Genomic DNA, 12,410 nt, shown 5'->3' with positions numbered 1-12,410 from the left:
AAGGTGGAGGGGGCTACGCCTTCGCGAAGGAGCCGACGCGGTACTTCGCGGCGCGGTGCGTGTCCTGCACACGGTCGCCGCGACCGTGGAGCTTGTTGCGGAGCGTGCCAGGCGCATACTCCTCGGGGTAGGCGCCACGCTCGCGCAGCACCGGGATCACGTGCTCGATGATGTCCTGCCAGGTGCCGGGTGTGACCGCGTAGGCGAGGTTGAAGCCGTCGATGTCGGTCTCGTCGACCCAGGACTGCAGCTCGTCGGCGATCTCCTCGCCCGAGCCGACGATCGTGGGGCCGAGGCCACCGATCGCGTTGTGGCGCCCGAAGTCGCCGACGGTCCATTCGCGACCGAGGTCGGCCTCTTCCTTCAGGTGCTGCAGCACCGACTGGATCGCGTTCGATTCCACGTTTCCGACCGGCTCGTCCTCGGCGTACTGCGAGAGGTCGACGCCCATCCACCCCGACATGAACGTGAGCGCACCCTCGGGGCTGGCGTAGGAGAGGTACTCGGCGTGCTTCGCGGTGGCCTCTTCGCTCGTGGCGGCGGTGATCACAGTGAGCAGGGTGTAGATGCGGGCGTCGTAGCGGTCGCGCCCCGCGGCTTCCAGGGCGTCGCGGATGCGCTTCACGGTGCCGGCGAGCACCTCCTTCGACGGCGCGGCGACGAAGATGGCCTCGGCGTTCTCGGCCGCGAACCTCACCCCGCGCGGGCTCGCACCGGCCTGGTAGATCACGGGAGTGCGCTGTGGCGACGGCTCGGAGATGTGGATGCCGGGAACGCTGAAGTGCTTCCCCTCATGCCCGATCGGGTGCACCTTGCCGGGGTCGGTGAAGATGCCGCGCTCGCGGTCCTCCACCACGGCGTTGTCCTCCCACGAGCCCTCCCAGAGCTTGTAGAGCACCTCGACGTACTCGTCCGCGTGGTCGTAGCGGTCGTCGTGGGCGAGCTGGTCCTCCTGGCCCATGTTCCGCGCGGCACTGGGCAGGTACCCGGTCACGACGTTCCAGCCGACGCGGCCCTGTGTGAGGTGGTCGAGCGTGCTGAGTCGTCGAGCGAACGGGTAGGGGTGCTCGAACGCCGTGCCGGCCGTGATGCCGAAGCCGAGGTTCTCGGTGACCGCGGCCATCGCGCTGACCAGGAGGATCGGGTCGTTCACCGGCACCTGGGCGCCGTTGCGGATGGCGGCCTCGTTCGTGCCGCCGTAGACGTCGTAGGTGCCGAGCACGTCGGCGATGAAGATGCCGTCGAAGGTCGCGCTCTCCAGCAGCTTCGCCAGGTCGGTCCAGTACGAGATGGTGTTGTACTGCCGCGACCGGTCGTCGGGATGCCGCCACAGGCCGGACGACTGGTGGGCGACGCAGTTCATGTCGAAGGCGTTGAAGCGGATCTGACGGGTCATGGGCTCCATGAAAGGCGAACCGCGCCGGGGAATCCAGAGTCGCCGACATGCGCCGACACATTCGGGCACCACGGACGCGCCACGCTCATCCGCACGACGGATCGACGGGGTACCGAGGGTGGATGCGCATCCTCGACCGCTCATGCTGAGCTTGATCTCTCCGCGATTCTTCGAGAGGTCACCCGTGAGCGCACCGCACATCATCCCGCCGACGGCCGACGGTTCCACAGCCGGATCGGGCGGCCGAGCCGACCGCCGAGAAGGCTCCGTACCGAGCCGGCCACGCATCGTCGGGGTCGACGTGGCGCGCGGACTCGCGCTGGTGGGCATGTTCGGTGCGCACCTGATGGTCGCGATCGGCCCGGAGTTCACGCTCGCGGATCCCGCGACGTGGCTCGACATCGTGAACGGGCGCTCCTCTCTGCTGTTCGCTCTGCTGGCCGGGGTGTCGCTGGCACTGATGACCGGCGGCGCCCGGAACGCGACCCCGGGGGAGTTGAGGAAGATCCGTCTGCGGCTCGTCGGGAGAGGAGCGGCGATCTTCGTGATCGGGCTCTTCGTCGAGCTGCTCGGCTCCGGCATCGCCGTGATCCTGACGCTCTACGGTGTGCTCTACATCCTGGCGGCGTTCACGGTGCACCTGCGCACCAGGACCCTCGTGATCTCGGGAGCAGCGCTGGGTGTCTTCGGGCCGCCGCTGCTCGCACTGCTCGGCACGCTGTCGCCGGACCTGAGCGGGCCAGGAGTGTCGCTCGTGCTGTTCGGCACCTACCCGATCACGGTCTGGGCGGCGCTGCTGTGCGCGGGGCTCGTCATCGGCCGGCTCGACCTGACGCGTGTGAAGACCGCCGCCGTCATGGTCGTGTGCGGTGCCCTGATCGCGATCGGCGGTTACTCGCTGGGCGGTCTGCTCTCCGGATCGCAGCCGGAGATCGACAACGCGGCCTCCGCGTCGAGCTCGCTCAGCACGACTCCGGGCGACGAGGTCGACGTGTCAGGACTCACCTGCCAGAAGAGCGACGGAGTGGTGGCGTGCTACGACCCCGGCAAGGCTTCGCTCTTCGGCGGTGACGACGTCACCGGAGGTGAACAGTCCTATATCGAGCGCGTCGTGGCGCAGGATCCGCCGGCGCAGATGCTGCATGCCGTGATCAGCGCCTCCGCACACTCGGGTGGAGTGCTCGAGGTGCTGGCCTCCGGCGGATTCGCGGTCGCCATCCTCGGCCTCTGCCTGCTGGTGACGCGCTACGCGAGATGGATCGTGCTGCCCCTGGCGGCCTACGGTGCGGTTCCGCTCACCGGCTACGTGCTCCAGGCGGTCCTGATCCTGGCGGGTGCCGGCACCTGGCTGCCGAACCCCGTGCTGGTGTGGGTCGCCCTGTCGTTGCTCATGATGGGCGGCGCGCTCATCTGGACGCGCACCGCGGGGAAGGGACCCCTCGAGCGCCTCACGGCGTGGGCGGCCGACGCCATGGCTCTCACCGGCGGGCGCGCTGCCACGGAGCGGCCGCGCGTGTGACCACCGATCTCGTGCCGAGGAGGGGCGGCATCGGGTCGGAGGGGATGCCGGGGGAGGGCGGGCTCAGGCGAGCTCTTCCTCCTCCGGCCGTCGGGGGCTCGGGTCGGGCGGAATGATCTCGATCGGCGGTGCGGCCGTGCGCTGTGCACGCCACCAGATCACGAAGCCGACCGCCGTGAAGACGCCGTAGAAGACGTACATGAGGCCGGTGGCGTAGTAGCCGGAGCCGAACAGCAGCGGCACCCCGACCACGTCGACGGCGATCCAGATCAGCCAGAATTCGGTCCAGCCCTTCGCCATGCCGTACGTGGCGAGCAGCGACCCGACGAACGTCCAGGCGTCGGCCCAGACGGGCTCCCACGATCCGAGCAGCCGGAACAGCGGGGTCAGGGCGACCGTGCCGACGATCATGACCAGCACGATGCCGATGCGCGCGCCGGTCGGGGCCCAGCGGGGGACGACGCGTCCGCCGTCGAGATTGCGCCAGCGGATCCAGCCGTAGATCGCGACGGCGATGAACATGATCTGTCGCCCGGCCTGACCCAGCAGGTGCGGCAGCGACGGGTCGGGGCTGAGGGCCGAGCCGAGGAAGACCGTGAGCAGCAGCACGTTGCCGATGATGCCGACCGGCCACGCCCACACCTTGCGGCGCATCCCTCCGAGGGCGCTCGCGAGACCGAAGGCGTTGCCCACGACTTCACGCACCAGGAGCGTCTGGCCGCCGGGCAGCATCCACTGCGAGTTGAAGGCGTCGACGAACCACTGCAGCAGGTTCATCGTCAGGATCCGGTGCGGGGTTCGGTGCGGGGTTCGGTGCCGAGTTCGCTGTCGGGTTCGGGCCGATCGTCGAGCACGAGTTGCAGCATGCTCAGATCGAGCCAGCGTCCGAACTTCGCGCCGACCTGCGGCATGCGGCCGACCTCGACGAAGCCCAATCGCTGGTGCAGGGCGATGGAGGCCGCGTTGCCGCTCTCGACCCCCGCGATCATCACGTGCATCCCGGCCGCCCTGGCACGCTCGAGGAGGGCCGTCATCAGCGTGGTGCCGATGCCCCGACCGTGTTGACCGTCGCGCACGTACACCGAGTGCTCGACCGTGTGACGGTATCCGCTGTGCGGGCGCCACTGCGCGTACGACGCGTATCCCAGCACCCCGGTGTCGTCGACGGCCACGATGACCGGGCAGCCGCGGGCGGTGCGATCCGCCAGCCAGGCGACGCGATCGGCGAGGTCGACCGCCTCCTCGTTCCAGATCGCGGTGGTGTGCAGCACGGCATGGTTGTGGATCGCGGTGATCGTCTCGAGATCGGCGGTCTCGGCATCCCTGATTCGCACGGCTGTCATCGGCGGGCGGTCCCTCTTCTTCTGCGCTTCGGGTGCGCATCCTTCGTCGGCGCTCGGGTGCGCATCGCCGACGCTAGCAGGAGGAGCGCCGTTCGGGCGCGCTGCGACCGAACAGTTACGAGGAGCGGCGCGCCGGCGCCGTGCTGACGGCCTCGCGCACGAGGATCGCCCGCCGCATGTCGGCCATGATCGGGTCGAAGAACCGCTCCCGGTAGCGGGCCTCGCTCACGGCCGAGAACACGAAGGGGAGGGCGGCGATCACGGCGAGCAGAGTCGCGGCCTTGAGCAGGTTGACGGTGAGCGGCAGCTTCGCCCCGAAGAACTCCAGGGGCTGCACCGCGAGCGGCTGGGCGGCGCTGCTGGGACCGAGCCAGATGCCGACGACGCCCTGGGGGATCGCGATGCCTCCGATCACGATCAGCAGCGCCGCGAGGAGCCCGGCGAAGAACAGAGCCTGCACGAGTTGCGCGACGGTCATCGCGAGCAGGATGTTGATGCGCTGCGGAGCGTGCAGGCGCCCCGGCCGCTCGGGTGCAGGACGCCCTTCCGCCGGGGTGTCGATGAGCAGCGCGGCTCGCTGCTCGGTAGTCGGAGCCTGGGCGTCGTCGTCGATCTCCGACGCGCTGACGCGTAGCACGACGATGCCGGCGAGCACCGCGACGACGAGGCCGACGAGGGCGATCGATCCCCATGACAGCGCGGAGGCCATCTGCCAGACCTCGGCGGAGAAGAACGAGAACACCACCAGCATGAGGATCACGGGCAGCGCGATCGATGCCATGTGCCCGATCGCCGAGGCGTTGCGCACCGCGAGTCGCGAGGCCCAGGAGATCATGGCGCCGCCGCCCATGCCCGTCACCAGGACGCAGAGGGCGAGCACGAGCGCCGTGCGCAGGATCGGCCCCACCGTCGAGTTCGGATGCGTGCTGTAGTCGTAGACGATCGTGAAGGCGAGGCTGACGGCGATCAGGACGACGGCGACCGCCGTGCCGATCCCCGCAGGGAGACGCCGCAGCAGGGCCCGGACGAGGAAGTAGGCCGCCCAGGCGAGGCCCACCGCCAGCAGGAAGATGATCAGGGCGAGGGGGACGATCAGGAACTCCCACCCGATCGAGTCGTCGTCGAGGGCGAGGTCGAACACGACCTCGATCCCGTCCTGGAAGAGGTAGGCGGCCACCGCGACCCAGGCGATGAGGGGTGCGACGCGACGGGGGAGGTCGGTGAACCAGCGCCGCAGCGGCACGAAGGTCGGAAGGCCCTGCTCGCGGAACCAGCGGTCGGCGTCGCGCTTCGTGCTGCGGGACTTCGGCGACGGCGAGGTGGCGGACATGGCGATGAGACTACGGCACCGGGGCGCACCGACTTATCCACACCCCTCCGATATATCGAAGATATGTTCTAAACTGGCGGTATGGCGAACCCGCATCTGAGCCCTCTCCTCGAGGCCGTGGAGTGCCTCGAAGACGTGTGGGCGGATGCGTCGAACGCGGCCGAGCTGACCAGAGCGCAGCTGCTCGAGGCGCATCGCACGATGGGGCTGGTGCAGCGTCGCCTCGACGGCATCCACGCCGAGATCGCGGCGAGCATCGCGCGCGAGTCGCGCCCGGAACTGGGAGCGGCGAGCCTGGCGAAGGAGCAGGGGTTCCGCAGCCCCGCGACCATGATCGCCGCGACGACCGGCGGATCGACGGGGGATGCGGTGCGCCTGGTGAAGGTGGGGGAGGCCACGGCTCCCCGGGCGAACCTGCTCGGCGAGCCGCTGCCGCCGCGTTATCCCGCGGTCCAACGGGCGATCGGCACGGGCGCGCTGAGCGCCGCAGCAGCGGCGTCGATCGTGACCCTGCTCGATCGGGCCCGGCTGAAGGTCGGTCTGGAGCGGATCATCGAAGCCGAGCGACTTCTCGTCGAACGTGCGGCAGGGCTGTCGCTCGACGACGTGCGCAAGCTGGTCGTGCACGCCGAGGCCTGGCTCGACCCCGACGGTGTGGCGCCGCGCGAGGACGAGGCCCGATCGCGGCGCTCGCTGACGATGTTCGAGCGCGACGGGTCGCTGCACCTGACGCTGCAGACCGACGTCGCTTCCGGCGCTCCGGTGAAGGCAGCGATCCAGGCCTACGTCACTGCGACGTTCCAGGCCAGGGCGCACGTGCTCGATCCCGAGGCGCCCGATGCCGATCGACGCACGATCGCGATGCTGCAGGCCGATGCGCTCGCCGAGATCTGCGCACACGCGAGCGGTTGCGACAACGGCGGCCTTCCCGTGTCCGGAGCGACGGTCGTCGTGCGGGTGGGGCTCGACGACCTGACCGGCGGCAGCGGGTTCGCGACGGTCGATGGCCTCGATGAGCCGGTCAGCATCGCCGCCTGTCGTCGGATGGCGGCGGGCGGCGGCATCATCCCCGTCGTGCTCGGCGGTGGAGGCGAGATCCTCGACTGGGGTCGTGAGAAGCGGCTGTTCACCCGTGCTCAGCGGCTTGCGCTGGTGGAGCGTGACGGCGGCTGTGTGATGTGCGGGCTCGCGCCGCAGCTGACCAGGGCGCATCACCTGCGTTGGTGGCAGCGTGATACCGGGCCGACCGACCTCGACAACGGGGTGCTGCTCTGCGAGAGCTGTCACCACCGCATCCATGACAACGACTGGGAGATCAGGATCGAAGGGGTCGGGTTCGCGGCGCGGGTATGGCTCATCCCACCGCCGAACGTCGATCCGGAACGCAGGCCGAGACTCGGGGGAAGAGCGCGCTACGACATCGCGGCGTGACTGCGTGCCGCGCGGGTGCTTGGGGTGAGGCGCGGGCGCGTGGGTGTGTGCGGGTTGGGTGAGACGCGGGCGCGGGTGCGGCTCGGACGCGGGTTCGCTCAGACGCGGGTGCGGCTCGGGAGCGGGTGTGGCTCGAACGGGGTGCGACTCAGACGTGCACGTCGGCGGGGGAGGTTTCGCCCTCGTGGAAGCTGGGCGTCTTGCCGAAGAGCCGCGCGATGCCGAGCACGATCCCGACGATCAGCAGCCCCAGTGCGAGGCCCGCGATCGCCGACACGACAGTCTCGACCAGCCAGACCACGAATCCGCCGGCCGGCTCCAGGGCGTGCTCGATCCCGTGCAGCAGGTCGGTGGTGACGTGCAGCCCCACCTCGCCCAGGTTCACGAGCGCCAGGTGGCCGCCGACCCAGAGCATCGCGACCGTGCCGAGGATGCTGATGAAGCGGAACACCGCCGGCATCGAGCGCACGATCCTGGTGCCGGTGTGGCGCACGCGCTGCACCGGATTCTTCGCCATCTTCAGGCCGATGTCGTCGATCTTCACGAGCAGCGCGACCGCACCGTAGACGACGCCCGTCATGAGGAGGGCGATCACGGCGAGGATGGCCAGCGTCGCCCAGATGTCGAGCCCCTTCTCGAGGCTCGCGAGCGAGATGAGCATGATCTCGGTGGAGAGGATCAGGTCGGTGCGCACGGCGCCCAGCACCAGCTTCCTCTCGTCGCGCGCGCCCTCGTCGGCGTGGCCGTGCTGCACGCCGAACCACTCCAGCACCTTCTCCGCGCCCTCGAAGCAGAGGTAGGCCCCGCCCAGGATCAGCAGATACGGCAGCACCCACGGCGCGAACGCGGTGAGCAGCAACGCCACCGGGATGATGATCAGGAACTTGTTCGCCAGCGAGCCCAGGGCGATCTTGCCGACGACGGGGAGTTCCCTGGCCGGAGTGAGGCCCTGCACGTACTGCGGGGTCACCGCGGCATCGTCGATCACGACTCCGGCCGCTTTGGCCGAGGCCTTCATCGCGGCGCTCAGGATGTCGTCGACGACGGCCAGAAGTCCAACGGACATGCGTGGGTTCCCCTCGGAGGTGTGCAGTGCGGAGGCAACTCTATCGACTCGGAGGGTCTCGGCCTCGCCCGCGCGAGCGGCCTGAAAACTCACAGCCCGTTCCCAGGGCTGCGGGACCAAATCGGGCCGCTCGTCGGTTCTTCTCTGAGACGGCGCAGCCAGCGACGTCGGAGAAGGAGTCAGATCATGTCGAACGACTACGGCAAGACCCCCGAGGCCGTCAGCGGTCTCAGCCCGCTGCAGTACGAGGTGACGCAGCAGGATGCCACGGAACCGCCGTTCCGCAATGCCTACTGGAACAACCACGACGACGGCATCTACGTCGACGTCGTGTCCGGCGAGCCCCTGTTCTCGTCGACCGACAAGTTCGACAGCGGTACCGGCTGGCCGAGCTTCACGAAGCCCATCGATGCGGACGCGGTGACCACGCGCACCGACCGGTCACTGTGGATGAAGCGCACCGAGGCCCGTTCCGCGGGCGCGGACAGCCACCTCGGACACGTCTTCGACGACGGACCCCGCGCCGAGGGCGGGCTGCGCTACTGCATGAACTCCGCGGCCCTCCGCTTCATCCCGGCCGACAGCCTGGAGGAAGAGGGGTACGGTCGCTACAGCGCCCTCTTCGCACGCCCCACCACCACCACCCACACCCCCGACACCGCTGAGGAGCAGTCATGACCGACGACGGAAACATCACCCGCACCCCTGGAACCGAGACCGCCGTGCTCGCCGGCGGCTGTTTCTGGGGCATGGAAGACCTGATCCGCCGCCAGCCCGGCGTGCTCGACACCCGCGTCGGCTACACCGGCGGCTCGAACGATCACGCGACCTATCGCAACCACCCCGGCCACGCCGAGGCGGTCGAGATCGTGTTCGACCCGACGAAGACGACGTACCGCGATATCCTCGCGTTCTTCTTCCAGATCCACGACCCGTCGACCAAGGACCGTCAGGGCAACGACATCGGATCGAGCTACCGTTCCGCGATCTTCCCGCTCACCCCGGAGCAGGAGACGGTCGCGCGGGACACGATCGCCGACGTCGACGCCTCCGGTCTCTGGCCCGCGAAGGCCGTCACCACGATCGAGCCGGCCGGTCCCTTCTGGGAGGCCGAGGAGGAGCACCAGGACTACCTGATCAAGTACCCGAACGGCTACACCTGCCACTTCCCGCGTGCGGGATGGGTGCTGCCGAAGCGCGACGAGGCTGCCGCCGTCTGAGCGCATCCCGACGCATGGCCCGGTCGCCTGTCGACCGGGCCATACGTGTGTGAACCGCGCGCCTGAGGGCTAGGACTCGGCGAGGAACGCCACGGCCGCTTCCTTGAAGTCGCGGGAACCAGGGGCGTTGAAGTGGTTCCGGTTCGGGATCTCGAAGAACCGGCCGTCGGGAGCCGCTGCGGCCAAGGCGCGCGAGCCCTCGATGATCGCGTCTTTCGAACCGGTGGCGAAGAGGATCGGTCGCTTCGGCGCATCCGAGGGATCGGGGTCGATCATGCCCGATGCCCGCATGCCCTCGGCGAGTGCGACGAGCGCCTGCAGGTCGTTGCCGGGCACCCGCTCGGTCAGCGCGATGTAGTTCTGCGTCGTCCGGTCGGCCACCGGCGTGCCGTCGGCGATGTAGGCGCGCACCTGATCGAGGTCGAGCCGCGCGAGGGGGATGCCGTCCGGCACGCCTCCGAGCACCGCCCGTCCGATGCGATGCGGAAGCTCGCGGACGACCTCCCAGCCCACCCGCGCGCCGAGGGAGTACCCGACGTAGAACGCATCGTCGACGAGGTACGTGTCCATCACGGTCTCGACGTCGGTGACCAGGGTGCGGATGCGATAGCCGTCGGGGTCGTGCGGCTTCTCGCTGAGGCCGTGCCCGCGCTGGTCCAGCGCCAGCACGCGGTAGCCCTCACGCGTGAGCTCGCGCACCCAGCCCGTGAGCACCCAGTTGTCGCGGGCGTTCGATGCGAAGCCGTGCACGATGACCACGACCGGCGCGTCGAACTCACCCCAGGTGTAGGTCGCCAGCCGGGTGCCGTCGGCGGCGTACACGTGTTGGGGTGCGGGCATGCTGGTCAGGTCGGAGAGAGGGACGGCCACCTCTCCATCTTGGCCCTGTTCGCGGACGCGAGGCTCAGAGCACGACGAGGAGCCGAGCACCGCGCTCGCGATGCCCGCGGCAACGGGGCGTCGGCGCAGAACGTTCCCATGACGAAACCCCCTCCTGTCGCCGGGCGCAGAAGGGGGTTTCGGTGCGAAGACGATGTCTCCGCGGGTGCGATGGATCAGACCCGATCGCGCAGAGCGGCACCGAGCTCGGCGTCGACGTTCGTCCAGTACTGGAAGAAGCGCTCGCGGATGGCGTCGACCGTGATCGAACGCCCCTGACCGGTCAGGGTTTCCAGGAAGCGTGCGCGCTGCTCACCGTCGAACACGTCGCGGTAGAGCGTGCCCGGCTGACCGAAGTCGTCGTCCTCGGCGTGCAGGGTCGCGGCGGAGCGCTGGATCTCGCCGTCGGCCTCCCAGTTCACCTCGATGCCCTTCGACGGATCGGCCTCCGGTCCGCCTGCCGCTCCGTAGGAGTTCGGCTGGTAGGTGCGGTGCTCGGCGTCGTTGAACTTGTAGCGCATCGAGCCCTCGTGCTGGTAGTTGCGGGCCTCGCTCGCGTGCGGCTGGTTCACCGGCAGCTGGTTGTAGTTCGGACCGATGCGGTGGCGCTGGGCATCCGGGTAGGCGAAGATGCGCCCCATCAGCATCTTGTCCGGGGAGATGCCGGTTCCGGGCACCTGGTTCGATGGCGAGAAGGCGGCCTGCTCGATCTGCGCGAAGAAGTTCTCCGGGTTGCGGTTCAGGGTCAGGGTGCCGACCTTGATGCGCGGGTAGTCCTTCTTGGAGATGGTCTTGGTGAGGTCGAACGGGTTGAACCGGTAGTCCTTGGCCTCGTCGTACGGCATGATCTGCACGTAGAGGTCCCACTTCGGGAACTCGCCGTCGGCGATCGACCGGAACAGGTCGCGACGGTAGTGGTCGGCGTCCGACCCGGCGAGCTGCTCGGCCTCTTCGTTGCTCATCGCCTCGACACCCTGCTGCGAGATGAAGTGGTACTTCACCCAGAAGACCTCGCCCGCGGCGTTGATCCAGGAGTAGGTGTGCGAGCCGTAGCCGTTCATGTGGCGCCAGGTGAGGGGGAGACCGCGGTCGCCCATGAGGTACGTGACCTGGTGGGCGCTCTCCGGCGACAGGGTCCAGAAGTCCCACTGCATGTCGGGGTCGCGCAGGCCCGAGTCGCCCAGTCGCTTCTGCGAGTGGATGAAGTCCGGGAACTTGATCGCGTCGCGCAGGAAGAACGTCGGAGTGTTGTTGCCGACGATGTCGAGGTTGCCCTCCTCGGAGTACATGCGGAGCGAGAAGCCGCGCACGTCGCGCCAGGTGTCGGGAGAGCCCTGCTCGCCGGCGACCGAGGAGAAGCGGATGAGGGTCTCGCTGGTCGCTCCCGGCTGGAAGACGGCTGCCCGTGTGTAGGCGGACACGTCTTCGGTGACGACGAACTCGCCGAACGCGCCGCCGCCCTTCGCATGCGGGTTGCGCTCCGGCACCCGCTCGCGGTTGAAGGCCGCGATCTTCTCGACCAGGTAGTGGTCGTGCAGGACGGTGGGGCCGTCGGCGCCGACGGTGAGCGAATGCGTGTCGCTCGCGATCGGGGCTCCGGCCTGCGTGGTGGTGGCAGGTTTCGTCATGGTGTTCTCCTTCTCCGCGTGGGTGCGACGAACACCCCCATCCGGGGACGGGTGCTCGGCGGACTGCTCCTACGCGGCGTTCTGGCAACTGGGGCAGAGGCCCCAGAAGGTGACTTCGGCTGTCTGGACGGTGAATCCCCCCGTCGATGACGGGGTGAGACACGGCGCTTCGCCGACGACGCAGTCCACATCGCCGATCGCACCGCAGGAGGTGCAGACGACGTGGTGGTGGTTGTCGTCGATGCGCCGCTCGTAGAGCGCTGCGGAACCTGCCGGTTCGATCCGGCGGATGAGACCCGCCGTCGTCAGGTCCGCGAGGATGTTGTGCACCGACTGGATCGACGTGGTCGGCAGCACTTCGGACACGGCACGGTAGACCCGTTCCGCATCCGTATGGGCCATGGAGTCGAGAGCCTCGAGAACGGCGACGCGGCCCGCGGTCGCCCGAAGCCCAGCACCGCGAAGCGCCGAGTCGAGTTCTGTCTCCATCCCCTGAGGCTACCTTGTTTTTTGAATAACTCAAAAGAAAGCATTCCGGCATGCCGCGGCCGGCGGCGGGGAGGACCGGAGATCTAACCCAGGTGAGGTCACAAAAAAG

Annotated in this window: 12 protein-coding genes; 4 read left to right on the top strand and 8 right to left on the bottom strand. The window is 68.8% G+C overall.

Annotated features, from left to right (window positions below; genetic code table 11):
* Positions 1–13: 13 nt before the first annotated feature.
* Complete coding sequence (locus AB4070_RS11655; protein WP_441980236.1) at positions 14–1,396, bottom strand: LLM class flavin-dependent oxidoreductase; 1,383 nt, start codon at positions 1,394–1,396, stop codon at positions 14–16.
* A 184-nt stretch (positions 1,397–1,580) separates the two neighbouring features.
* Here AB4070_RS11655 and AB4070_RS11650 point away from each other — a divergent pair, with 184 nt between their 5' ends.
* Entirely contained in the window at positions 1,581–2,915 is a 1,335-nt protein-coding gene (locus AB4070_RS11650; protein WP_441980235.1) for a heparan-alpha-glucosaminide N-acetyltransferase domain-containing protein, read from the top strand.
* Positions 2,916–2,978: 63 nt separating this feature from the next.
* On the opposite strand, the gene pnuC is transcribed toward AB4070_RS11650, so the two are convergent.
* The 3 genes from pnuC to AB4070_RS11635 all read right to left on the bottom strand — a co-directional run bounded on the left by pnuC (position 2,979) and on the right by AB4070_RS11635 (position 5,588).
* A complete protein-coding gene (gene pnuC, locus AB4070_RS11645) occupies positions 2,979–3,692 on the bottom strand; it encodes a nicotinamide riboside transporter PnuC (protein ID WP_378876645.1) in 714 nt (237 codons plus the stop codon).
* A gap of 2 nt (positions 3,693–3,694) precedes the next feature.
* Entirely contained in the window at positions 3,695–4,258 is a 564-nt protein-coding gene (locus tag AB4070_RS11640; RefSeq protein ID WP_441980234.1) for a GNAT family N-acetyltransferase, read from the bottom strand.
* Positions 4,259–4,373: 115 nt separating this feature from the next.
* On the bottom strand, positions 4,374–5,588 hold the full coding sequence (locus AB4070_RS11635) for a hypothetical protein (protein WP_441980233.1): 1,215 nt from the start codon (positions 5,586–5,588) through the stop codon (positions 4,374–4,376).
* 81 nt (positions 5,589–5,669) lie between these two features.
* On the opposite strand from AB4070_RS11635, the gene AB4070_RS11630 reads away from it, so the two are divergent.
* Complete coding sequence (locus AB4070_RS11630) at positions 5,670–7,019, top strand: DUF222 domain-containing protein (protein ID WP_441980232.1); 1,350 nt, start codon at positions 5,670–5,672, stop codon at positions 7,017–7,019.
* 148 nt (positions 7,020–7,167) lie between these two features.
* Here the strand turns inward: AB4070_RS11630 and AB4070_RS11625 are convergent, their stop codons facing one another.
* On the bottom strand, positions 7,168–8,085 hold the full coding sequence (locus tag AB4070_RS11625) for a DUF808 domain-containing protein (RefSeq protein ID WP_441980231.1): 918 nt from the start codon (positions 8,083–8,085) through the stop codon (positions 7,168–7,170).
* Positions 8,086–8,271: 186 nt separating this feature from the next.
* On the opposite strand from AB4070_RS11625, the gene msrB reads away from it, so the two are divergent.
* Together msrB and msrA are read left to right on the top strand one after the other, a co-directional pair.
* A complete protein-coding gene (msrB, locus tag AB4070_RS11620) occupies positions 8,272–8,763 on the top strand; it encodes a peptide-methionine (R)-S-oxide reductase MsrB (RefSeq protein ID WP_441980230.1) in 492 nt (163 codons plus the stop codon).
* On the top strand, positions 8,760–9,305 hold the full coding sequence (msrA, locus tag AB4070_RS11615) for a peptide-methionine (S)-S-oxide reductase MsrA (protein WP_441980229.1): 546 nt from the start codon (positions 8,760–8,762) through the stop codon (positions 9,303–9,305). Before msrB ends, msrA begins: the two co-directional genes overlap by 4 nt.
* A gap of 69 nt (positions 9,306–9,374) precedes the next feature.
* Here msrA and AB4070_RS11610 read toward each other — a convergent pair whose 3' ends face one another.
* From AB4070_RS11610 to AB4070_RS11600, 3 genes are all read right to left on the bottom strand, one after another.
* Positions 9,375–10,175 carry an alpha/beta fold hydrolase gene (locus AB4070_RS11610; RefSeq protein WP_441980228.1) on the bottom strand — a complete coding sequence of 267 codons (801 nt, stop codon included), beginning with the start codon at positions 10,173–10,175 and terminating at the stop codon, positions 9,375–9,377.
* Between the two features lie 185 nt (positions 10,176–10,360).
* On the bottom strand, positions 10,361–11,812 hold the full coding sequence (locus tag AB4070_RS11605; RefSeq protein WP_441980227.1) for a catalase: 1,452 nt from the start codon (positions 11,810–11,812) through the stop codon (positions 10,361–10,363).
* A 69-nt stretch (positions 11,813–11,881) separates the two neighbouring features.
* Positions 11,882–12,301 (bottom strand): Fur family transcriptional regulator, encoded by a 420-nt coding sequence (locus AB4070_RS11600; RefSeq protein ID WP_441980226.1) that lies wholly within the window; start codon positions 12,299–12,301, stop codon positions 11,882–11,884.
* Positions 12,302–12,410: the final 109 nt, after the last annotated feature.

Source organism: Microbacterium sp. 2RAF4 (genome assembly GCF_052115285.1).
GTDB classification, from domain to species: Bacteria; Actinomycetota; Actinomycetes; order Actinomycetales; family Microbacteriaceae; genus Microbacterium; species Microbacterium oxydans.
The sequence above is the reverse complement of the archived record's forward strand: the minus strand, read 5'-3'. Positions and strand labels throughout refer to the sequence as shown.

Bases quoted from the DNA above. Each gene is read 5' to 3' on its own strand.
- AB4070_RS11655 (WP_441980236.1), bottom strand. From the start codon at position 1,396: ATGACCCGTCAGATCCGCTTCAACGCCTTCGACATGAACTGCGTCGCC.
- pnuC (WP_378876645.1), bottom strand. From the start codon at position 3,692: ATGAACCTGCTGCAGTGGTTCGTCGACGCCTTCAACTCGCAGTGGATG.
- AB4070_RS11640 (WP_441980234.1), bottom strand. From the start codon at position 4,258: ATGACAGCCGTGCGAATCAGGGATGCCGAGACCGCCGATCTCGAGACG.
- AB4070_RS11635 (WP_441980233.1), bottom strand. From the start codon at position 5,588: ATGTCCGCCACCTCGCCGTCGCCGAAGTCCCGCAGCACGAAGCGCGAC.
- AB4070_RS11630 (WP_441980232.1), top strand. From the start codon at position 5,670: ATGGCGAACCCGCATCTGAGCCCTCTCCTCGAGGCCGTGGAGTGCCTC.
- AB4070_RS11625 (WP_441980231.1), bottom strand. From the start codon at position 8,085: ATGTCCGTTGGACTTCTGGCCGTCGTCGACGACATCCTGAGCGCCGCG.
- msrB (WP_441980230.1), top strand. From the start codon at position 8,272: ATGTCGAACGACTACGGCAAGACCCCCGAGGCCGTCAGCGGTCTCAGC.
- msrA (WP_441980229.1), top strand. From the start codon at position 8,760: ATGACCGACGACGGAAACATCACCCGCACCCCTGGAACCGAGACCGCC.
- AB4070_RS11605 (WP_441980227.1), bottom strand. From the start codon at position 11,812: ATGACGAAACCTGCCACCACCACGCAGGCCGGAGCCCCGATCGCGAGC.
- AB4070_RS11600 (WP_441980226.1), bottom strand. From the start codon at position 12,301: ATGGAGACAGAACTCGACTCGGCGCTTCGCGGTGCTGGGCTTCGGGCG.